Origin of the sequence: Nesterenkonia sedimenti, assembly GCF_012641515.1 — a bacterium.
GTDB lineage: Bacteria > Actinomycetota > Actinomycetes > Actinomycetales > Micrococcaceae > Nesterenkonia > Nesterenkonia sedimenti.
The window spans coordinates 78,562-100,187 of record NZ_JABAHY010000010.1; the positions used below are offsets into that span (position 1 = coordinate 78,562).

The 21,626-nt window shown below is 63.7% G+C and carries 21 protein-coding genes; 19 read left to right on the top strand and 2 right to left on the bottom strand.

Features of this window, described 5'->3' with window-relative positions:
* The first annotated feature begins 3 nt into the window (after positions 1-3).
* Complete coding sequence (locus tag HGQ17_RS10930; protein ID WP_168887975.1) at positions 4-447, top strand: PIN domain-containing protein; 444 nt, start codon at positions 4-6, stop codon at positions 445-447.
* Here HGQ17_RS10930 and HGQ17_RS10935 read toward each other — a convergent pair.
* Complete coding sequence (locus tag HGQ17_RS10935) at positions 444-3,653, bottom strand: beta-phosphoglucomutase family hydrolase (protein WP_168887976.1); 3,210 nt, start codon at positions 3,651-3,653, stop codon at positions 444-446. The genes HGQ17_RS10930 and HGQ17_RS10935 overlap by 4 nt on opposite strands.
* Positions 3,654-3,750: 97 nt before the next feature.
* Between HGQ17_RS10935 and HGQ17_RS10940 the strand changes: the two genes are divergently transcribed.
* The 11 genes from HGQ17_RS10940 to HGQ17_RS10990 all read left to right on the top strand — a co-directional run bounded on the left by HGQ17_RS10940 (position 3,751) and on the right by HGQ17_RS10990 (position 13,364).
* Positions 3,751-4,734 (top strand): acyl-CoA thioesterase, encoded by a 984-nt coding sequence (locus HGQ17_RS10940; RefSeq protein WP_168887977.1) that lies wholly within the window; start codon positions 3,751-3,753, stop codon positions 4,732-4,734.
* 17 nt (positions 4,735-4,751) lie between these two features.
* A complete protein-coding gene (locus HGQ17_RS10945) occupies positions 4,752-5,657 on the top strand; it encodes a CPBP family intramembrane glutamic endopeptidase (RefSeq protein ID WP_168887978.1) in 906 nt (301 codons plus the stop codon).
* Between the two features lie 13 nt (positions 5,658-5,670).
* Complete coding sequence (locus tag HGQ17_RS10950; RefSeq protein ID WP_324615262.1) at positions 5,671-7,062, top strand: MATE family efflux transporter; 1,392 nt, start codon at positions 5,671-5,673, stop codon at positions 7,060-7,062.
* A gap of 24 nt (positions 7,063-7,086) precedes the next feature.
* Complete coding sequence (locus HGQ17_RS10955) at positions 7,087-7,644, top strand: hypothetical protein (protein WP_168887980.1); 558 nt, start codon at positions 7,087-7,089, stop codon at positions 7,642-7,644.
* Between the two features lie 76 nt (positions 7,645-7,720).
* The gene (locus HGQ17_RS15090; protein ID WP_211090603.1) at positions 7,721-8,116 is read left to right on the top strand and encodes a hypothetical protein; all 396 of its coding nucleotides are present in this window, start codon (positions 7,721-7,723) and stop codon (positions 8,114-8,116) included.
* 51 nt (positions 8,117-8,167) lie between these two features.
* On the top strand, positions 8,168-9,145 hold the full coding sequence (locus HGQ17_RS10965; protein WP_168887981.1) for an NAD(P)H-dependent flavin oxidoreductase: 978 nt from the start codon (positions 8,168-8,170) through the stop codon (positions 9,143-9,145).
* A gap of 68 nt (positions 9,146-9,213) precedes the next feature.
* Entirely contained in the window at positions 9,214-10,302 is a 1,089-nt protein-coding gene (locus HGQ17_RS10970) for a phosphotransferase family protein (RefSeq protein ID WP_168887982.1), read from the top strand.
* 93 nt (positions 10,303-10,395) lie between these two features.
* Positions 10,396-11,349, top strand: coding sequence for an NADPH:quinone oxidoreductase family protein (locus HGQ17_RS10975; RefSeq protein ID WP_168887983.1), 954 nt, complete (start codon positions 10,396-10,398; stop codon positions 11,347-11,349).
* Entirely contained in the window at positions 11,346-11,882 is a 537-nt protein-coding gene (locus HGQ17_RS10980) for a thioesterase family protein (protein WP_168887984.1), read from the top strand. The genes HGQ17_RS10975 and HGQ17_RS10980 overlap by 4 nt, the downstream gene beginning before the upstream one ends.
* Before the next feature lie 75 nt (positions 11,883-11,957).
* The gene (locus tag HGQ17_RS10985) at positions 11,958-12,713 is read left to right on the top strand and encodes an SDR family oxidoreductase (RefSeq protein ID WP_168887985.1); all 756 of its coding nucleotides are present in this window, start codon (positions 11,958-11,960) and stop codon (positions 12,711-12,713) included.
* An 18-nt stretch (positions 12,714-12,731) separates the two neighbouring features.
* Entirely contained in the window at positions 12,732-13,364 is a 633-nt protein-coding gene (locus HGQ17_RS10990) for an HAD family hydrolase (protein WP_168887986.1), read from the top strand.
* Here the strand turns inward: HGQ17_RS10990 and HGQ17_RS10995 are convergent.
* Positions 13,342-13,818 carry a MaoC family dehydratase gene (locus HGQ17_RS10995; RefSeq protein WP_168887987.1) on the bottom strand — a complete coding sequence of 159 codons (477 nt, stop codon included), beginning with the start codon at positions 13,816-13,818 and terminating at the stop codon, positions 13,342-13,344. The two genes, HGQ17_RS10990 and HGQ17_RS10995, sit on opposite strands and share 23 nt — an antisense overlap.
* Before the next feature lie 179 nt (positions 13,819-13,997).
* Here HGQ17_RS10995 and HGQ17_RS11000 point away from each other — a divergent pair, with 179 nt between their 5' ends.
* The 7 genes from HGQ17_RS11000 to HGQ17_RS11025 form a co-directional block, all read left to right on the top strand.
* Positions 13,998-15,593, top strand: coding sequence for a class I adenylate-forming enzyme family protein (locus HGQ17_RS11000; protein ID WP_168887988.1), 1,596 nt, complete (start codon positions 13,998-14,000; stop codon positions 15,591-15,593).
* Positions 15,586-16,767 carry an acyl-CoA dehydrogenase family protein gene (locus HGQ17_RS11005; RefSeq protein WP_324615263.1) on the top strand — a complete coding sequence of 394 codons (1,182 nt, stop codon included), beginning with the start codon at positions 15,586-15,588 and terminating at the stop codon, positions 16,765-16,767. Before HGQ17_RS11000 ends, HGQ17_RS11005 begins: the two co-directional genes overlap by 8 nt.
* The gene (locus tag HGQ17_RS11010) at positions 16,764-17,831 is read left to right on the top strand and encodes an acyl-CoA dehydrogenase family protein (RefSeq protein WP_168887989.1); all 1,068 of its coding nucleotides are present in this window, start codon (positions 16,764-16,766) and stop codon (positions 17,829-17,831) included. Before HGQ17_RS11005 ends, HGQ17_RS11010 begins: the two co-directional genes overlap by 4 nt.
* A 59-nt stretch (positions 17,832-17,890) precedes the next feature.
* Positions 17,891-18,661: an SDR family oxidoreductase gene (locus HGQ17_RS11015; protein ID WP_157322780.1), complete on the top strand. Its 771-nt coding sequence runs from the start codon at positions 17,891-17,893 to the stop codon at positions 18,659-18,661.
* 48 nt (positions 18,662-18,709) lie between these two features.
* Positions 18,710-19,357 carry a TetR/AcrR family transcriptional regulator gene (locus HGQ17_RS11020; RefSeq protein ID WP_324615264.1) on the top strand — a complete coding sequence of 216 codons (648 nt, stop codon included), beginning with the start codon at positions 18,710-18,712 and terminating at the stop codon, positions 19,355-19,357.
* Positions 19,358-19,427: 70 nt separating this feature from the next.
* Positions 19,428-19,862 (top strand): DUF5946 family protein, encoded by a 435-nt coding sequence (locus tag HGQ17_RS15915; RefSeq protein WP_407670786.1) that lies wholly within the window; start codon positions 19,428-19,430, stop codon positions 19,860-19,862.
* Between the two features lie 220 nt (positions 19,863-20,082).
* Positions 20,083-21,626: HNH endonuclease signature motif containing protein (locus HGQ17_RS11025; protein WP_168887991.1), on the top strand; the 1,544-nt coding region annotated here is incomplete at its 3' end.

Below are 21,626 nucleotides of genomic sequence, written 5' to 3' on the forward strand. Positions count from 1 at the left end.
CCGATGCTTCTCATCGCAGATACTGGCGGACTGATCACTGCATTCAATCGGTTCAGCAGCAATAACGCGGCAGCACAGGAGGCCCTGTTCGCTGCCTCCGTCGCCGTGGTGACACCTCTGGTAATGCTAGAGGTGGAACACATCATGACCCGGGATTTCGGGCGACAGGCAGCTTATTCAGTCACCGATTGGCTGCTCAAGAGTGCCCAGCAGCAACGGGTTGTGGTTCCCGAGATCCCAGTAGCTACCTTGCAAGAGGCCCGGATGGTCCAAAACCGGTATGCAGACCTCGACCTAGATCTCACAGATGCCGTGAATGTGGTGGTGGCCCAGCGTTATCGTACGAACCGTCTGCTCACTATTGATGAGCGAGACTTTCGAGGCATCCGGCCGCTGAGCCACCACGAAGCCTTCCACCTGCTGCCGGCAGATGGGCCAGGAGGCTAGGCAGGTTCCTTCTGGTGGACCCGGGCGCTGTGCTCGAGCTTGACCGTCCAGATCTCGCCGGGCTCCAGCTGCTTATGCTTACCCTCCACATTCACATCAATCGGCTCCGCTGAACCCTCAGAGAGATTCAGGGTCACGTGATCATGGTTGATTCGCACCAGGATTGGCTGGTTGCGGTAACGCATCCGGAAGGTGACCTCTGGGACCTCATCGGGCAGCAGCGGATGCAGCCACAGGGCATCAGCACGGGTCTCGATGCCGCCATAGCAGCGGATGACCATATCCACAGTCCCAGCCATCGCGCCCAGGTGGATACCCTCGCGGGTGGTCCCGCCCTGAGTGTCGGAGAGATCCGCCTCCAGGGCCTCCTTGAACAGGTTCCAGGAGCCGGCGCGGTCGAACCGGGCGGCCACCCAGCCGTGCACCACGCGGGAGAGTGTGGAGCCGTGCGAAGACCGCGCCAGGTAGTACTCGATGGTGCGGCCGAAGTCCTCGATGGTCAGCTCATAGCCCATGTACTTCAGGGAGTCGATGAGCTCATCGGAGGAGAAGATGTAGCAGAGCATGAGCACATCAGCCTGCTTGGAGAGCTTATATCGGTTGGTGGCATCTCCCTCGGCCTGCAGGATCAGATCCAGGCGGCCGATATTGCCGTATTTGGCCTTATAGCCCTCCCAGTCGAACTCCAACAGATCTTCGTAACCTTCGAACTGGGAGATGATCCCATCCTCATGGAAGGACACTCGTAGCCGCTGGGCAATGTGCTCCCAGCTGTCGAGCTCGTCCTCGAAGATATCCAGCCACTCTGAGAGCGGATCATCCCGGGAGTCCAGCTCGCGCACCAGCTGGGCGGTATGCCGCAGCATCCAGGAGGTCAACACATTGGTGTAGGCGTTGTTCTTCACACCCGAGCCCGGGGTATCGGGGTAACCGTCGTGGTACTCATCGGGGCCCATCACGCCCTCGATGTCGTAACGGTTCGCGGCGTCGTCGTACTTTGCCAGCGAGACGAAGAACCGGCTGACCTCCACCAGCATCTCCGCACCGTAGTCGGAGAGGAAGGTGTAGTCCTGGGTGGCCTCAAAGTACTGCAGCACCGAATAGGCAATCGCCAGGGAGACGTGGCGCTGGCGGTGGGAGTTATCTGGCATCCACATCTGGCTGCGCGGGTTCCACAGCTCGGTGGGAGTCTCCTCCCGGCCGTCGGAGCCGGACTGCCAGGGGAACATCGCCCCGGCGTAGCCCTCGGCGCGGGCGGCGGCCCGGGCCTCGGAGAGCCGGCGGAACCGGTACATCAGGATTCCACGGGTCAGCTCCGGGCGGCGCAGGGTGAGCATGGGGTACATGAACAGCTCATCCCAGAAGATGTGACCGCGGTAGCCCTCACCGGAGAGGCCGCGGGCCGGCAGGGAGGCGTCCAGATCCCGGCGGGCGCCGAAGGCAGTCTGCAGCACGTGGAAGGTGTGCAGGTTCAGTGCCAGCTGCTGGCGGGAGTGCCCGGCTCCGATGGAGACAGCAAACCGGTGCCAGAGCGAACCCCACATCTCCTCGTGGTAGGTCAGCATCTCCCGGAAGCTCGAGGCCCGCTGGACCCGCTTGACCGCGTTATGCCAGACCGTGGAGATCGCGTGGTCATGGGAGTTCGAGGCTGCGGCGATCTTCTCGATCTTCACCGGCACCCCGGCCTCCAGGTGCAGGGAGATGTCATGGCCTGCCACCAGATCCGATTCCATCACCGGCCGGCGCATGGGATTGTTCTTGGTCTGCACCCAGGTGCGGGTGGCCACCGCGATCTGGACCTTGGACTGGTTGGTCTGGGTCTCCAGCAGCACGGTCTGGCCATCCACCTCGCGGGAGTCCACCGGCTCCAGGTGGTTACCGGCTAGCTCCCGGTCGGCCGAGACGTTCCGGTTGGCCACCCGGCCCTCGATCATCGAGCGGACGTTGACATTGCCGGACCAGTTCTCGGCCTCGATCTTGGTCTCCATAGCCGCCAGATGCACCCCGGCCAGGGACTGGAACTGCCGGGTGGTGACCTTAGTGCGGCGTCCGTGGAGGTCCTGGAAGCGGGCGATGCGGGTGACCAGACCGCGGCGCATATCGAGTTCCTGGCGGTAGTCCACCAGCTCCGGGGAACCCGGCAGCAGGGGATTGCCAGCCTCGGGGGTGATCTGCAGGAAGGTCCAGTCCGGGATGTTGACCATATGCTCGGTCTCCACCGTCTTGCCCATGATGTCGGTCTTCAGGCGGTTGAACACCCCGGCGATGTAATTGCCCGGATAGTGGGTGGCATCAGCGCTGGTGCCCGGGTAGTTCGCCCGAGTGCCCCAGTAACCATTGGCCATCGAGCACAGCACCTCGCGGGTGGGCTCCTCCTTGGGGTCGAAGGAGTCGTAGGTCAGCACCCAGTTGGGGTCATAGGGGCGGGTGGTGCGGGTATGCAGTTTGGCCACCGAGAGGTCCTTGACCACAATGTCGGCCCCGCCCTCCTTCAGGCGGCGGGGGTCCTCGCCCCGGTTGAGACCGACCACCATGCCGAAGTTCCCGGCACGGCCGGCCTGGACTCCGGAGACCGCGTCCTCGATGACGATTGCATCCTCAGGCTCGACACCCAGCTGGGTGGAGGCGTGCAGGAACATATGCGGATTCGGTTTACCCGGCAGGCCCAGCTCCTGGGCGTCGGTGCCGTCGACGATGATGTCGAAGGCCTCCAGCAGATCCGCCCGGCGCAGCACCTCGCGCCCATTTCGGGAGGAGGTCACCAGTGCGGTGGGGATCCCATCCTCACGCAGCTGTGTGATCAACTCCACAGTAGTTCCGAAGACTTCGACACCGTCGCGGTTGAGCACAGTCTCGAAATAACCCTGCTTGCGGGCGGCCAGACCGTGGACTGTCAGCTGCTCGGGCCCATCGCCCATGGCACCCTCATCCACGTTGAGATTGCGGGCAGCCAACAGGGACCGGACACCCTCTTCACGGGGCCGGCCATCGACGTAATTGAGGTAGTCCTCTTCGGTGAACTCCGGCTGCGCAGAGCCCGCGATCTCCGCCAATGCAGCGTCGAAGAGCTCCTTCCAGGCCTTGGAGTGCACACCGGCGGTGTCCGTAACCACGCCGTCCATATCGAAGAGAACGGCACGGAAATGACGCAGGGCGTGCCGCTTGGCCTCTGCGCTGTGACGGAAGGGGTTTTCGAAGGGGTGCATTCAATACCTCACGGTCATCGGTGAAGAAGGGTCGAGGACTGTCGTTTCCTACTGCACGCGAGACCATACTATGGCCGCTTGGTGCTACGGTCGACTCATGCCGCGTCGTTCCGCCATTGAATTGACCTTCCGAGAGGTCTCCTCGACCTCCCGGGAGACAACGGTGGCTGCCGGCGTCGTCGTCGACTGGATCGATAAGACAGCATATGCCTGCGCTGCCACCTGGTCCCGTAAACAGTGTGTGACCTCATATGTGGGGAATATGCACTTTCAGGTTCCGGTACCCCGGGACACCCCGGTGACCGTCCAAGCCCGGGTGGTGCATACCGGCCGCACCAGTGTCCACGTCCAGACCCGGGTGCTGATCAAATCCGAGGCCACCGGCGAATGGCAGACCTGCACCGAATGCTTCATGGTCTACGTGGCCATCGGCGAGGACGGTACTCCGGTCCCGGTCCCGCCGCTGGAGCCGCAGACCGAACTGGAACGACGCCGCGCCGCCGACGCCGCCCGGCGGATGGACTACCGCAAACAGATCGAGGAACAGATCCAGTCCCTGCCGGAGGCCTTCGCCCCCTCCGAGGCGCTGACCCTGCGGTTCCTGGTCGACACCGAGGAGCGCTACCCCGACGGCAAAGTCCGCGGCGGTGCGGTGATGAAATGGATTGACCTGGCCGCTGAGATCTGCGCCGAACGCTACTGCCGCTACGATGTCGCCACCGTCCTCTCCGGAGGGGTCCGGTTCTACCGGCCCATCACCATCGGAGACCTCGTGGAGGTCGATGCCCGCCTGGTGCTCACCGGCTCAAAGTCCATGCATGTGCTGGTCCGCGTCCGCGCTGGCGACCGCCGGGAGAAGAAGCCCGAGGTGGTCGCCTATGGGCTGCCGGTGATGGTCTCACCCGATGGCACCGGCACCGCCCGCCGGATCGTGCGCTGGGAGCCGATGAGTGATGAGGACTTCCTGGTCGCCGATAAAGCCCGGCAGATCCGGGACCTGCGCAATGCCACCCTGCTGAGCCCCTCGCCCCACTCCGGGCCCAATGAGGGCCTAGTGGACGAGACCCAGCTGCCCGGCTGAGGGTTAGGCTTAACCCAATGACTCAGAACCCCTATCTCTACGGTGCCGCGTCTGCTGAACCACCCGGCTACAGTACCCGGCAGCCGGAGAAACGTGGGCCCGATGGCGGGAAGACCATCTGGGGCCAGCCGGACTCCAAACCCGGGAGATTCCTGTGGTGGGACCTGCTGCCGGTGCTGCCCTACTTCATCCTCACGGTGGTTCTGCCGCTGGGGATCTGGCTGCTGCTGGGCCCGGCAGAGATCCCCGACGACGACGCCTCCGGCCCGATCCTGGCCGACCCCCAGGCCGCATTCCTGGAGAACGCCCTCTACTTCGTGGTGCTCACCGCACTGTGTCTGGCCGTCTCGGCCAAAGCGCTGTGGCGCTCGCTGAGGGTCTTCACCCACACCGGCCTGGCCTGGCTGAAGATCCTGCTGATCCCGGCCCTCTACGTCGGGGCCCTGCTGACCAATATGATCCTGGGCATGCTCGCCATGGGCGTCACCGGAGTCGAGCCGGAGGTCAGTGCCAACCAGATGGGCATCCAGGAGATGACCGGGGTGATCCCCTTCTGGGCCGCCCTGGTGGTCTTCGGTCTGCTGGGTCCCTATGTGGAGGAGTACTTCTTCCGCCACCTGCTGATCGGCAAACTCTCCCGGCATATCAACATCTGGGTCTGCGCGGTGATCTCGATGGCGATCTTCGCGCTGATGCATGTCTGGGAGGAGTTGGTCTCCGGGGAGTTCACCCTGCTGATCATCACTCTGGCCCCCTATCTGGGGCTCTCGGTGATCTTCACCCTGACCTATATCTTCACCGGCCGGTCCCTGATGTTCGTCTGGCTGCTGCACGCCTTCAACAACTCCATGGCCCTGGTGATGACCTACTTCGTGCTCCCGCATGTTGAGGACATCATGCCGGTGGGCTTCGGCATCTTCTGATCCGGGGCATGATGTGAGCACAAAACATCAGCCCCCGCCGTCCTCGTCGGGATCTGACCCCCGGCCCCTGCCGCGCCAAATCCTGGCCCTGGCCGTACCCGCCCTGGGCGCCCTGGTGGCCGAACCGGCCTTCCTGATGGCCGATACCGCCATCATCGGCTGGCTGGGAGTGACCGAACTCGCTGGCTCCGCCCTCGGGGTCACCGTGATGCACACCGTGGTGGGACTGATGATCTTCCTGGCCTATTCCACCACCCCGGCTGTGGCCCGGTATGTGGGGGCCGGCAAAACCGCCAAGGCCCTGGCCGCCGGTCGCGATGGTGTCTGGCTGGCCGTGATCCTCGGGGCGCTGCTGGCCTTCGCCGGCTGGGCCTTCGGCGAGGAGGTCCTGCAGGCCATGGGCAGTGCCGGGGAGGTCCACGACCATGCCCTGACCTATCTGCTGTGGTCACTGCCGGGGCTGCCGGCGATGCTGCTGGTCTTCGCCGCCGTCGGAGCCCTCCGCGGATTCCAGGACACCAAGACCCCGCTGGTGGTCGCCGCAGCCGGCTTCGGCGGAAACGCGCTGCTGAACCTCATCCTGGTCCACCCCGTGGGGTTGGGCGTGGCCGGGGCCGCCATCGGCACCTCCATCGCCCAATGGGGTATGGCCATCACCTACCTCTGTATCCTCATCCCGCGGATGCGTGCCGCCGATGTTCCCCTGGGCCCGGAACCTGCCGCACTGCGCTATGCCGCCCGGGTCGGGGGTTGGATGCTGCTGCGCACAGCGACCCTGCGCATCGCGGTGGTGGCCACGGTCATCGTCGCCACCGATCTGGGCCCCGAGACCCTGGCCGCCCACCAGGTGGCCTTCACCTTCTTCTCCACCCTCGCCTTCGCCCTAGATGCCCTGGCCATTGCCGCCCAGGCACTGATCGGCCGGGAACTGGGCGCCGGCCAGGCCGATGCCGTCCGCCGGATGGTACGCACCATGATCTGGTGGGGCCTGGGCTTCGGCGTGATCGTCGGGGCGCTGACCGCGCTGGCAGCCCCCTGGGTTCCGCATCTGTTCACCCCCGATGACCAGGTCGCCTCAATGATCACTGTGGCCCTGTTCGTGCTGGCTGCCGCCCAACCACTGGCCGGCTATGTCTTCGTCCTCGACGGGGTGCTCATGGGTGCCGGAGATGTCCGCTATCTGGCCCTGGCCGGTGTGGTGAATCTCGTCATCTATCTGCCGGTGCTGTGGCTGGTCCACCAGGCGGCAACGGGACAGATGTTCACCGATCAGCAGCTGACCGGGGCAGCCGTCATCGCCTGGCTGTGGCTGGCCTTCGCGGTGGCGTTTATGGGTGCCAGGGCCCTGACCCTGGGGGTGCGCAGCGCCACAGGCCGCTGGATGGTTCTGGGCGAACAGCGCTGAGCCCCCAGTAGTAGACTGGGCGCCGTGCCCGTGACCCGAACTGATGCCAAGACTGCCTCTGCCCTGTTGCGTCCTGCCTGGACGCGTGCGGTGATCACCGCGGTCTTTGCAACCTTCACCATCTTCTGGACTGATGAGACGTTGACCCTGGCCCGGATCGCCCTGGCCGCGTTCTTCGTGCTCTGTGCAACCGCCATCTGGGACTACCTCAAGGCTGAGGAGGTCCCCGTGGCCATGCGCTCGGCCGGCGCCCTGGGTGCTGCCGCCTGGGTGCTCTCCGGCATCGCAGCGATCTTCGCCGGTTCTGCGGCAGTGCTGGCGATCATCGCCGGGGCCGGGTTCTTGATCATGGGTGTGGCCGAACTCTACGGCGCACTGAAGGTCCGCGGGGAGTTCGTCCCGGCACGCGATCACATCATCGTCGGAGCCGTCGGCATCCTCACCGGCATCGGGCTGTTCCTGGGCGCTGGCCTGGATCCGCACGGCATTCTGGGCATCTCCGGAATGGGCGTTGTGGTCATGGCCGTGCTGCTGCTGATCTCGGCGGCGGGGCTGACCCATGAGGCGAAGAAGTCCAGTTAGCCCCCGATTTCGACACAGCGTAGAATTAGCACGACGACGCACCCGCTAACTCCCTGCGCAAAGGAAACCTCTCACTGTGCCCGAAGAACCTCAGCAGAACCGTTCTTTCCTGGAGACGGTCAAGGCACCGCTGATCTTTTCCTTCGCATTGGCCTGCGTGGCCGGGTTCATCACCCTGATCGTCTCCTCCGGAGGCTCGGATAACCCCGACGTCGACCACGACACCGCTGGCGTCGACAACCCCATCAACCTCGCGCTGCTGGCCTTCGGCATCGCCTTCATCGCCTCGCTGCTGATCGTCTCGATGCTGCAGCTGGCCTCCCGGGAGAACCCCGAGTACCTCTCCCAGGGCGCCGGGGTGAACCGCAACTCCGAGGAGCTCTACCGCAAGCAGGTGGCCGAGCGCCGCGAGAAGGAACGCCGCCGCAAGGCTGAGGAAGAGCAGAAGGGCTCACCCAGCGAAAACGAGTGAGGCGCCACTCACTGTGTACAGTGAAAGCTGCACAGTGAGAGGAGTATCACAATGACACTGCCCCCCGCGCTTTCTGGGCCGCTGGCCCTGCCCGTGGTGGCCTCACCGCTTTTCATCGTCTCCGGACCCCAGTTAGTCGCCGCCCAATGCGCGGCAGGCGTCATCGGGTCCTTCCCCGCCCTGAACGCCCGCCCGGCCTCCCTGCTGCGGGACTGGCTGGCCGAACTCACCGAGGGCCTGGAGTCATCCCGGGCGCAGGGGAAGACCCCCGCCCCCTTCGCGGTCAACCAAATCGTCCACCGTTCCAATGACCGGCTCGAAGAAGACCTCCAGGCCTGTGTGGACTATGAGGTGCCGATTGTCATCACCTCCCTCGGCGCCCGTGAGGAGGTCAATGAGGCCGTTCACTCCTACGGCGGCATCGTCCTCCACGATGTGATCAACAACCGCTTCGCCCAAAAGGCCATCGAAAAGGGCGCCGATGGGCTCATCGCCGTAGCCGCAGGTGCTGGTGGGCACGCCGGAACCACCTCACCCTTCGCCCTGCTGCGCGAGATCCGCGAATGGTTCACCGGCCCCCTGCTGCTCTCCGGAGCCATCGCCGACGGCCGCTCCATCCTGGCGGCCCAGATCGCCGGAGCGGATATGGCCTATGTCGGCTCAGCCTTCATGGCTACCGAAGAGGCCAATGCCGTACCGGCCTATAAGCAGATGCTGGTGGAGGGAAACTCCGCCGATATCGTCTACTCCAGCCACTTCACCGGAGTCCCCGGCAACTATCTGCGCGCCAGTATCGAAGCCGCTGGCCTGGATCCGGACAACCTCGAAGGCTCCGATCCCAGCAGTATGAACTTCGGCAGCGGCCGGACCAAAGCCTGGAAGGACATCTGGGGTGCCGGCCAGGGCATCGGCTCCATCAAGGAGGTCACCACGGTCAGCGCCGTCGTCGAGCGTTTGGCAGCCGAATACCGTGCTGCCCGCCAGGCCCCGGTGTGGACCGGAGAGGCGCTGGAGTCGCTGCCTGTGTGATATGAATTACCTGAAACTGGATTCAAGTTAAAGGTGATTCCGGTCAGCCGACGGAAAGGCAAGGCACTATGACAAGCGCTGAAATCGTCCAGACTGCCGAAGAGGCCCGCAGCCTCAGCATGCCCCCGCTGCTGATCCTCGACGAGGTGGAGAAATACCTCGACCAGCAGGGACTCGGCGCCGGGGATCTGACCGTGGACCGCATCGGTGATGGCCGCTCCAACATCACCTACCGCATCTGCCGCAGCGGAGTGGACCTCGTACTGCGCCGCGGCCCGCGACCCCCGCTGCCGAAATCCACCCATGACATGGTCCGCGAGGCCAGGGTCCAGCAGGCCCTACGTGGCCAGGGCTTCCCGGTCCCCGAGATCCGGGCGGTCTGCGAGGATGAAGACCTCCTCGGAGTCCCCTTCTACCTCATGGACTACATCGGCGGAGAGGTCGTCACAGATTCGGTGCCCAACCAGTTCGACGACGCCGACACCCGCCGCGGGCTCACCGCCGAACTGGTCCAGGTCCTGCAGAAACTGCACACGGTAGATGTCAGCCAGCCCGAGATCAGCGCCCTGGGCAAACCCGAGGGCTACCTCCAGCGGCAGGTCGAGCGCTTCGCCAAACTCTGGCCGATTAACACCCAGCGGGATATCCCACTGGTCGCTGAGCTCGCCGAGACCCTGCATAAGAACCTGCCGGCCACCCAGCAGCATGCGGTCATCCACGGTGACTACCGTCTGGGCAATGTGATGTACGACGACGCCGTCCCCGCCGGAGGTCAGCCCCGAATCGCCGCAGTTCTGGACTGGGAGATGGCCACCCTCGGTGACCCCCTCTCCGATCTGGGCTACCTCACCGCCACCTACTCCCAGGGTGGGGAGGGCAATGTGCTGGCGGCCAGCCCCGTCACCGCCGAACCCGGCTTCCACACCCGGGATGAACTGGTGGAGGAATACGCCGCCGACTCCTCCCTGGACCTGGAGATGCTGCCCTGGTACCAAACCCTGGCACTGTGGAAATCAGCCATCTTCTGCGAGGCCATGTACACCCGCTGGCTGCGCGGAGAGCGCCCCGGCGATAGCTTCGCCGAATCCCTGGAACAGGGTGTGCCCCGGCTGCTGGATGGAGCCTTGGGGTACGCACGCAAGATCCCCGGCGCCTAAGGCATAGAGGCTGCGCGGTCTTGCTCGGGCCGCGCTGGGACCGAGGGCCAGATGAGGGTTGAATCTGGCGTCAAGTTCACATAATCTGACGCTATGCGTGCGATCCAGATCACAACCCTCAATGGGCCAGAAGCCGTCGAGCTCAACGATATCCCCGGCCCCCCAGAGGGCAAACAGGTCATCATCGAGACCAAGGCCGCCGGAGTGGCCTTTCCCGAACTTCTGCAGACCCGCGGGCTCTACCAGGTCAAACCCGATCTGCCTTTCACTCCCGGGGCCGAGGTGGCCGGAGTGGTCAAATACGCCCCAGAAGGCTCCAATCTGAACCCCGGAGACCGGGTGGCCGCCCTCTGCCTGCTCGGCGGCTTCGCCGAAGAGGTCGCCGCAGACCCCAATCTGACCTTCAAACTGCCCGATAACGTCAGCTTCGAACAGGGAGCAGCCTTCCTGTTCAACTACTGCACCGTCCACTTCGCCCTCCTCGACCGCGGCAACCTCCGCGAAGGCGAACGAGTCCTGGTCCACGGCGCAGCCGGCGGAATCGGCACCGCCGCCATCCAGGTGGCCAAAGCCTTCGGCGCCGGCCAGGTCATCGGCGTGGCCTCCACCGAAGAGAAGGCCAAAGTCGCCACCGAGGCCGGAGCCGACCGCGTCATCTCACCCGAGGGATTCCTCGAGACCATCGGACGCGGCTCAGTGGACATCGTGCTGGATCCGGTCGGTGGCGACCGGTTCACCGACTCCCTGCGCGCCCTCGACGCCCAGGGCCGGCTACTGGTCATCGGATTCACCGCCGGTGAGATCCCCGAGGTTAAGGTCAACCGGCTGCTGCTGAACAATATCTCCGTCGTCGGCGTCGGCTGGGGCGCCTATGCCCGCACCCGGCCCCAGTACATCCCCGGCCAGTGGGAACAGCTCCAACCCCATCTGGCCTCCGGGGCACTGGCCCCACCGCTGGGCCCGACCTACCCACTGGAAAAGGCCAGCGAAGCCATCGGAGTCCTCGAGCAGCGCTCGGCCACCGGAAAGGTGCTGCTGACAGTATGAGTGAATCAACCCAGGCCAAACCGGCCCGCAGGCAGCGGCCCACCCTGCCGACCCTGGCCGAACTCGATGAACTCGGCGCCGTGGTCACCATGCCGGCACCCCCGGAATGGGAAGACCTCAATGGGCATGTCAACGTCACCCACCACTACGGCTTCCACTTCAAGATCCTGCACAAAAGCTTCCAGAACCTAGGGATCGACGGCGACTACATCAACCAACATCAGCTGAGCACCTTCACCGTGGAGCAGCACCTGAGCTTCTACAGCGAAGTGCTCATCGGCCAGGAAGTCAGCGGACACTTCCGACTGCTGGACCGCAACTCCAAACTGCTGCACGGGATCTGCTTCATGGCCAACCGGGAAAGCGGGCAGATCGCCAGCGTCATCGAATTCATCGAAGCCCATGTCGACCTCAAAACCCGGCGCACAGCCGGCTGGCACCCGGATCTCGCCGAAATCGTCGACGGGGTGCTGGCCAAACACCGCCAGCTGAGCTGGGAGGCCCCACTCTCCGGCTCCATGGGCCTGCACTGAATCGGACTGTGCTGAATCGGTGTGTGCTGAATCGACACTCCGCTGAACTATAACCACGTATAAGGAGAACCTCTGATGAGTACCCAGCGAACAGCAGTTGTGACCGGAGCGGCCCGCGGCATCGGAGCCGCCGTCGCCCGTCGCTTCGCCCAGGACGGACTCCAGGTCGCCATTCTGGACCTCGAGGAGGAGGCCTGCCGCAAAGTCGCCGATGAGATCACTGAAGCAGGCGGCAAAGCCCTCGGGCTCAGCTGCGATGTCACCGATGAGGAATCGGTGGCCACAGCAGTCGCTGCCGTGGCCGAGAAACTCGGTGAGCCCACTGTGCTGGTCAATAACGCCGGGATCATCCGCGACAACCTGCTGTTCAAAATGTCGGCAGCAGACTGGGACCAGGTGATGAACGTCCACCTGCGCGGATCCTTCCTGGTCACCCGAGCCTGCCAGGCCTTTATGACCCAGGCCGGGTACGGGCGCATCGTCAACCTCTCCAGCACCTCGGCACTGGGCAACCGGGGTCAGGTCAACTACTCGGCGGCGAAGGCCGGACTCCAAGGTTTCACCAAGACCCTGGCCCTGGAGCTGGGCAAATTCGGGGTCACCGCCAATGCCATCGCGCCGGGCTTCATCGAAACGGAGATGACCGCAGAGACCGCCGCCCGGGTCGGAATGGACTTTGAGGACTTCAAAAAGGCAGCCACCGCCCAGATCCCGGTTGGCCGCTCCGGCAAACCCAAGGACATCGCCCACCTCGCCTCCTTCCTGGTCAGCGAGGGGGCAGGTTTCGTATCCGGGCAGGTCATCTACGCCGCCGGCGGCCCCAGGGACTGAGCTGGAGAACCGAAACCCATGGAGAAGAAATACCAGGCAGTCCTCTTCGACTTCGGCGGGGTCATCACCACCAGCCTGCTCAAAGCCTTCCGGGAATTCGGCGCCGGTCTAGGGGATGAGAAGCTCCCCCTGAAGCTGCTGGGGGATAAGCGGTCCCGATCGGCCCAACTGCTGGCCGCCCATGAAGAAGGCCGGATCAGCGCAGCAGATTTCGAAGCCGGCTACGCCCGCGAACTGGGCGAATACGGCGTCGTCGTCGAACCCGAGGGTTTGATCACCCGGATCCAGTCCGGACTGCAGACGGACCCCGACTCAGTGCAGCTGGTCGCTGACCTCCGCGAACAGGGCTATCCGGTCGGGCTGCTCTCGAACTCCTTCGGGGATAACTGCTACGCCGGCTACGATCTGGACTCCATGTTTGATGCGGTGACCATCTCCGCCGATATCGGAGTCCGCAAACCCTCCCGTAAGGCCTACCAGCTGGCCTGCGAGAAACTCGGCGCCGACCCCGGCCACACCGTGATGGTCGACGACCTGCAGCATAATCTCGACTCCGCAGCTCGCCTGGGCATGGCCGGGGTGCTGCATACTCAGGCAGCAGCCACCCGTACCGAGTTGGTGGGCCTGCTTAGCCAGCCGGGTGCTCGGTGAACCGGCCCAGGGATTCGGCCACGCACAGCGGCTTCTCAATCCCCTCGGCCTCGAAGACCTGAGTCGAGACCACCTGAGCGGCGCCCTCGCCGACCTCCTCCACCGAGGAGAGTGTCGAACGCATCCGCACCCGGGAGCCCACGGGGCTCGGATGGGGAAAGCGCACCTTGTTATAGCCGTAGTTTAGGCTGTGCATGAAGCCGTCGAAGGCCATCAGTTCTTCGGTGAAGGCAGGCCCCAGAGACAGAATGAACAGGCCGTGGCCGATAGTGCCGCCGAAGGGCCCCTTGGCAGCCCGCTTCGGATCCACATGGATCCACTGATGATCATGGGTGACATCGGCGAAAGTATTGATGTCCTCCTGGGTCAGGGTGTGCCAGGCGGTGGGGCCTAGCTCCACGCCCTGCAGATCCTTGAGTTCCTGAATGGATGTGGGACGGGGCTTCTGGCTCACGGGGCCTCCTTGGTGGGTGATATGTCTCACACATCGTAAGAGAACCTGACGTCAAGTTCAATAACAAAATCAGTTGAAACTGACGTCAAGTTAGGTATAGGGTGAGACCTACGTCACACCAAGTGAATGTCACCAAGAGTCCACATCGAGCCCCACACCTTTCACCCAGGGGAGAGCAGATGACTAACCTCGTTGAGAATATTTGGCGTCACGCAGACCAGACACCTGAAAAATCCGCCCTCCGTGAGGGCACCGGAGACCAGGAGCGATCCTGGAACTACGAGAAGCTGCGTCTGAGTATCAGTACAGTCATGGATCAGTTCACCGAACGTGGCATCGGCCGCGGCGATCGGGTCCTGCTGGTACTGCCCACCAGTGCCGAATTCGTCCTGACCTACCACGCCATCCTGGGTCTGGGGGCCACCGTAGTCACCGCCAACCCCCTGTGTGCACCGCGGGAACTGGAGTACTTCATCGAGGACGCCGGCTGCAGCCTCGCCCTGGGATGGCGGGAGGGCCCCTTCGCCACCGAAGCCCTGGATGAGGCAGCCGCCAAAACCTCCACCCCGGTATGGAATCTCCAGCCCGGGGACCTCGATGAGATCACCGCTGAGGCTCCGGCAACCCTGGCGGAAGTGAAGCCCGACGACGCCGCCGCACTGCTCTACACCTCCGGAACCACCGGCAAACCCAAAGGCGCGGTGCTGACCCACGAGAATTTCCGGGCCACCGGCCGACTCCTCTCCAGCACGATGGACCTCCTGGACGAAGAACATCTGGGCACACCCCTGCCGCTGTTCCACGTCTTCGGCCAGGCCTCAGTGATGTCCTCGGTCTACACCGCAGGCTCATCCTTCAGTGTGATCCGGCCTTTCGACCCCCAGCTGACCCTCAAAGTCGCCGTCGAGCATAAACTCACCGGCCTGGCCGGAGTCCCGACCATGTGGAACGCGATGCTCTACGCAGACTCCCCCTATACCCCGGAGGACTTCTCGCATATGCGACTGGCCTCCTCCGGCGGGGCCGCCCTGCCCCTGGAGGTCGCCCGGGCCTTCCAGCAGCGCTTCGGCGGCGAAGTCCTCGAAGGCTACGGACTCACCGAGACCACCGGCGCGGCAACTTTCAACGTCCCCGGCGGGGAACGGAAGGAAGGCAGTGTCGGCCGAGCCCTGCCCGAGGTGGATATCGCCGTCATCGGGCCCGATGGCACGGAACTGCCCACAGGCGAGGTCGGTGAGATCGTCATCGACGGTCCCGTGGTGATGAAGGAGTACTGGAACCGTCCCGAGGCCACCGCGGGCTCCCGGCACGGCCGCTGGTTCCTCACCGGAGACCTCGGAAGAATCGACGACGACGGGTTCGTCTTCATCGTCGACCGGAAGAAGGACCTCATCATCCGCGGCGGCTACAACGTCTACCCGCGCGAGGTCGAAGAGGTCCTCTACACCCACCCCGATGTGCAGGAGGCCGCCGTCGCCGGTGTTCCCGACGAACGGCTCGGGGAGGAGGTGGCCGCCGTCGTCGCCCTGCGTCCCGGAGCAGAGGAGGACGCCGCCGCACTGAAGGCATGGCTGGGCAAGGAACTCTCCGCCTATAAGGTCCCGCGGATCTACCGCTTTGTGGAAGCCCTTCCCAAGGGGGCCACCGGCAAGATCCTCAAACGCGCCATCAACCGCGACGATCTGGCCTCCCACGGCATCCGGCCCAGCCGCGAGACAGAAACGTCAGCAACCCAGAACCAACACCAGGAAAAAGGGGATACCGCCAGTGTCTGATCCCAAGACCATGTTGAGACAGCGGGTGGACGAGCTGCTCGCCGCCTATGACCCAGCCACCGTCTCCGCCACCGAGTTCCTCGGCGCCCGCTTCGACGCGGGGCTGGCCTGGGTGCACTTCCCCGAAGGCCACGGCGGGCTGGGACTGCCCCAGGAGTACAACGAGGATGTGGCCAATTGGCTGGCCGAAGCCGGCGCTCCTGAGCCTGACCGCAGCCGCAACGGCATCGGACTGGGCATGGTCGCACCGACCATCATGGCCATCGGCACCAAAGAGCAGCAGGAGAAATACCTCCGTCCGCTCTACACCTGCGAGGAGATCTGGTGCCAGCTCTTCAGCGAACCCGGGGCCGGCTCGGACCTCGCCGCCGTGGCCACAAAGGCCGTGCTCTCCGGGGATACTTGGACGGTGGACGGCCAGAAGGTCTGGACCTCCGGGGCGCACCACGCCAAGCGGGCCATCCTGGTGGCCCGGACCGATATCGAAGTCCCCAAACATGCCGGGATGACCTACTTCCTGGTCGATATGGAGGACCCCGGCATTGAGGTGCGGCCGCTGCGCCAGATCACCGGTGAAGCCGAGTTCAACGAGGTCTTCCTCAACGGGGTCAAAATCCCCGACGCCGACAGGGTCGGTGAGACCGGCGAGGGCTGGAAGGTCGCCACCACCACCCTGAACAACGAGCGGGTGGCCATCGGCTCCGGTGCCGACCGGGAGGCCGGGCATATTGGGGTGCTGGCCGAGAAATGGCGGAAGTACCCCGCCATCCGCAGTGAGGCCGCCTACCACGAGCTGATGCACTGGTGGATCGAAGCCGAGGTCACCCGGCTGACCGGTGAACGGCTGCGCCAACAGCTGGAGGTCGGCCAGCCCGGCCCCGAGGGATCAGCCATGAAACTGGCCTTCGCCACCCAGGCCCAGGCCATCACGGGACTGGCCATTGAGCTCGATCCCGACCACGGCCTGCTCTACGACGACTGGACTATGCATCGCCCGGACTCCACGGATTTTCTGGGCCGCGACGTCGGCTTCCGCTATCTGCGGGCTAAAGGAAACTCCCTGGAAGGTGGATCCAGCGAGATCCTGCGCAATGTGGTGGCCGAACGTGTCCTCGGGCTGCCGGCCGAACAACGACTCGATAAGGGAATTCCCTTCAAGGATGTGCCGCGATGACCAATCTGCTCTACACCGATATCGAAGACGCCCTGCGTGAAAGCGTCCGCGGGGCCATGGAACGCCACCTCGATCCGCATTCCACCACCGGGATCTACGATGAGCCCAAACCATGGGAGGCCAAAGCCTGGCAGTCGCTGACCGAGGAACTCGGCGTGGCGGGGCTTCTGGTTCCCGAAGACCGTGGGGGAGTGGGGGCAGGGCCCCGGGAAGCCGCTGTCGTACTCGAGGAGATCGGCCGCGCAGTGGCACCGGTGCCGTATCTGACCAGCTCCGTGATTGCCACGCAGGTGCTGCTTGAGCTTGGTGAGAGCGAGCATATTGCTGCACTGGCCGCCGGTGAGGCCACCGCCGCCCTAGTGCTGCCCTGGTCAGCCCGGCCCGGACACTGGTCCCCGGTACAGGGAACGGAGCCGGTCAAGCCCGTGGCCGGGGCAGTGGGTGCTGATCTGCTGCTGATCCCGGTGGCAGATGCCGGCGGAGTGCAGCTGCACCTGGTCAAGGCCGCCGAGACCACTGTTGAATCCCTGGTCTCCTTCGATATGACCCGGCCGCTGGCCGCGGTGACTCCGGCAAGCGGGGAAGTGCTGGCAACGGGCGATGACGCCCATCGTGCAGTCGAGGCCGGACTTCAGGCTGGGGCTGCGCTGTTAGCCTCCGAACAGTACGGACTGGCCCGCTCCTGCTTGGAGACCACAGTGGACTACGTGAAGAACCGCATCCAGTTCGCCCGGCCCATTGGTTCCTTCCAAGCGATCAAGCACCGCCTGGCCGACCTCTACCTCGAGGTCACCCAGGCTGGGGCGGCCGCCCGGTATGCGGCCGCGACCCTGGCCGATGACGACGCCGATAAGGCGGTGGCCATCTCCGTAGCGCAGGCCTACTGCTCCGACGTCGCCGTTCATGCCGCCGAAGAGGCCGTGCAGCTCCACGGCGGTAATGGTATGACCTGGGAGTACCCGGTCCACCTCTACCTCAAACGCGCCAAATCCAGTCAGCTGGCCTTGGGCACCCCTGAGAAACACCGACAGGACCTCGGCCCACTGGTGAATATCACCACCTGAGCCGGTCCCCGGGGACTGAACCCTGTCACAGCTGAAGGATGACGAATAAGGAGACAACGATGGACATCAAGGCACTCTTCTCACTGGAAGGACGGACAGCGCTGGTCACCGGTGGATCACGGGGAATCGGCAAGATGATCGCCGAGGGGTATGTCCGTAGCGGCGTGCGTACTTACATCAGCTCCCGCAAGGCGGAGGTCTGCGACCAGACCGCTGAGGAGCTGTCCCAATGGGGTGAATGCATCTCCCTGCCGGCGGACCTCTCCACCGCCGAGGGCGTGACCAGCCTGGTCAGCGCGTTCCGCGAGCGGGAGGGCAAACTCGACATCCTGGTCAACAACGCCGGTGCCGCCTGGGGTGCACCCTTTGAAGAGTTCCCCGAAGGAGGTTGGGACAAGGTGATGAACATCAACCTGAAATCGCCCTTCTTCCTCACCCAGGCCCTGCATAAGGACCTCCAGGCAGCCAGTGGCGACCACCCGGCGAAGGTCATCAACATCGCCTCCATTGACGGGATCTCACTGAACCCCCTTGAGACCTACTCGTACCACGCATCCAAGGCCGGCCTGATCCACCTGACCAAGAAACTGGCAGTGCGACTGGCCCAGGACGGCATCGTGATGAGCGCCATCGCCCCGGGTGCGTTTGCCAGCGAGATGAACTTTGAGGCTCGGGATCACGCTGATGAGATCAAGGACAATATTCCGGCTGCCCGAATCGGCCGGGACGAGGATATGGCAGGTGCGGCGATCTACCTCGCCTCGGCCGCCGGAGACTACGTGCTGGGGTCGACTCTGATCGTCGACGGGGGAGTTGCATACGCGCGCTGAGGCTCAGTCTGCCCTGCGGATAATGTGACATTTGCTACCGTGACTGGAGTGAACGAGAAAACCGTCGAGGAGGGGCCCCGGAAACCGCTGACCCCGCGGGGTGAACGTACCCGGGGATCACTGGTGGCCGCCGCCCGCGTGGTCTTTGAACGCGATGGCTACCTGGATGCCCGGCTGACCGATATCACCGCCGAGGCTGGATGCTCCACTGGCACCTTCTACACCTATTTCACCAGCAAGGAAGAGATCTTTGCTGCCCTGATGGAAGCAACGAAGAACGAGATGCTCCATCCGGGACTGGACCATGTGGAAGGCGATGACCCCGCCGCGGTCATCGAAGCCAGCAACCGTGCCTACCTCGAGGCCTACCGGCGCAACGCGAAGCTCATGCGCCTGATGGAAGAGGTCGCCAATATCGACCCCAAATTCATGGTGCTGCGCCAGGAACGTGCCCGCACCTTCGTGGAACGCAATGCCCAGAGTATTGCCGACCTGCAGGAACGGGGGCTGGCCGATCCCGAACTGGATCCCATGATGGCTTCCCGGGCGCTGTCCGGCATGATCAGCCGACTGGCTTTCGGCGCCTTCGCCTTGGGGGATGAAAAGGAGTACTCCTTCGAAGAGCTGCTCTATACGGTCACCCGGATCTGGTGCAACGGGCTGCGCATCGATCATCAGCTCGGTCGCGAGGACTAGGACGTCTCGACCACTTCTGATCTGACCCCGATCAGTGTGGTGCCGAGGACGAAGTTCGTAGACTGAACTCGTGTCGGAGTGCGCGGACTGTCATGCGGTGGGGAGGTTCGGAAGCTGTGAGGACCTCTTTCATGTGCTGCTCGCTCTTGACCATCAACGACTAGCTCCATGGGGCCCGCATCACGGGGTGAACGTCGCCTGTTATTACCTTCAGCACCCGTCGACGGCACCGAAAAACACCGACGACGGGCAGTGGGCGATGATCGAGGCTTACGGCACCGGCGGCTTGGAGGCAGTGAATCAGATCCAGAGCCGCCGAGTCGCTGAGAATCGGCACGGTCTCTTCAAACCCCACGACGCAATGCCTGCTCCTGCTCGGATTCACCCTCCCAGTTTCACGATCGAGGACCTCAGCGTCGATGGATCCTTTCCGGCCGAGGGGTATGAGCGGCGAATGAACAGATGGGTCTCCTCGGTCATCTCTGAGCGTTTAGGTCCAGTCTGATCTGGTTCAGAGGACAGTCCAGTACAGGGCGGTTAGGCAATCGCACTGAAGGCGGTCTGCCTGCTCGTTTCACCTGCCGTTGGGCATAGGGCGCAGCACCTCAAGTACTTTGCTCTGGCCACACGCCCCTACTCCTCTCAAGTCGCTTCACCCCAGTAAAATTTCGCAGATTTTCCCCTGGACTATTGAATTCGAATCTATGTTCTATTACACTTGGAACATGGGCAAGAAACTATCGACTCCTGAGGCGCACTCGGAGCTCGAAGCTGCCCTCGAACATCACAAGCGTGAACTCCGCGAGCAGGCTGGGAAAGTTTCCCGCCTGCTGGCGTATAAGGAACTTCGCGTGGAAGAGATCGAGGAGAGTCGCTCTTTCCGGAAGAATGCTCGGATCAAGGAGATCTATCAGGAGTGCGCCGAGTTTCTCGGTGTTCCGGTTCCTGAGGTCCGCCGACTCATGGACAGTGTGGAGAAGCTATCGGAGAAACTTCCTGAGACCTATGAGCTTTATCAGCGGGGTGAAACAGGTCTCGGTTCCGTCCAGAAGATCAACCGGGCAATTGAAGGGATTCAGCATCGGCCTGAGCTGATGGAGAAACTGGATTCGGAGCTGATTACGAAGGCTCGTGATCTGAACTCCGCGGAACTGGGGAACTGGTTGAACCAGCGGGTTCCTGAGCTGGACACTAAGGCTTATGAGGAACGCTATGAGCGGTCGAAAGATAAGCACTATGTGGCTTTCGAGCCCCAGGGTGATGGCTCCACGAAGTTCCATGGACTGATCTCCACGGTGGCTGCTGCGCGGATTGAGCAGATGCTGTATGCGATGGCGCGGAACATGCCCCGCAAAGCCCGTGGCACTAAGGCCGAGGGGCCTGTTGAGGAGCGGACTCATACCCAGCGGATGGCAGACATCTTCACCAACGCACTCACCAGAGGGCTACAGGGTGGTCCCGCAGTACCTCCTGCGGAAACCGCCTCACCGGAAGACACCGCCTCTCGGGACGGGCAGCTACCGATTCCCGTGACTGGCAGTGAGGGGACCACCGCCACAGGTGAAACTTCCGCCGGCCTAAGTTCCAGTAGCAATAGCGTTGGCCACCCAGCTGACTCAGGAACCTCTCTCACCACTGAGCCCACCCCAGGTGCCGCAGTCGACTCCGGAAATCCTCTCGCCAGCGAGATGACTCCAGGATCCACTGGGGCAGGTGCCGTCAAGATCGGCATTCTTATTCCGGTGAAGACACTGACTGGTGAGTCTGATGATCCTGCCATCAGTTGGGATAGGACCTGGATGCTGCCCGCCAGTGAGGCTCGCGCCATCGCAGCTGACACCAGCGCCAAGCATGACTGGTACGCCGTAGGCGTCACCCACGACGTTGCCATCGAAGATGCAGCTTCCACTGGGGTTGGTGAAGTCCTGACGGTTACCAAGTCCCGGACAGGCCCGGCCTCCACCACTGCCGAGGATATTGACCGGTGGATCGCTAAGACTGACCCCGAGGCCAACAATCTTCTGACTAAGACGTATGAATCCCGCACAGCCCGAACGCACCAGCGCAACGCGGTCCTGATCCGTGATGGGCAGTGCCAGACCCCCGGGTGCACTCAGCCTGGTTGGTCAGCAGAGATCGACCACAAACAGTCATACGAGACCGGTGGGGCAACCACCGGTGAGAATCTCCAGACTCTCTGCAAAGCCTGTCGTGCGCCACGAGGCGCTGTTGGATCGAGTGGGGGTGAGAGACCTCTGCCGCTGTGTTG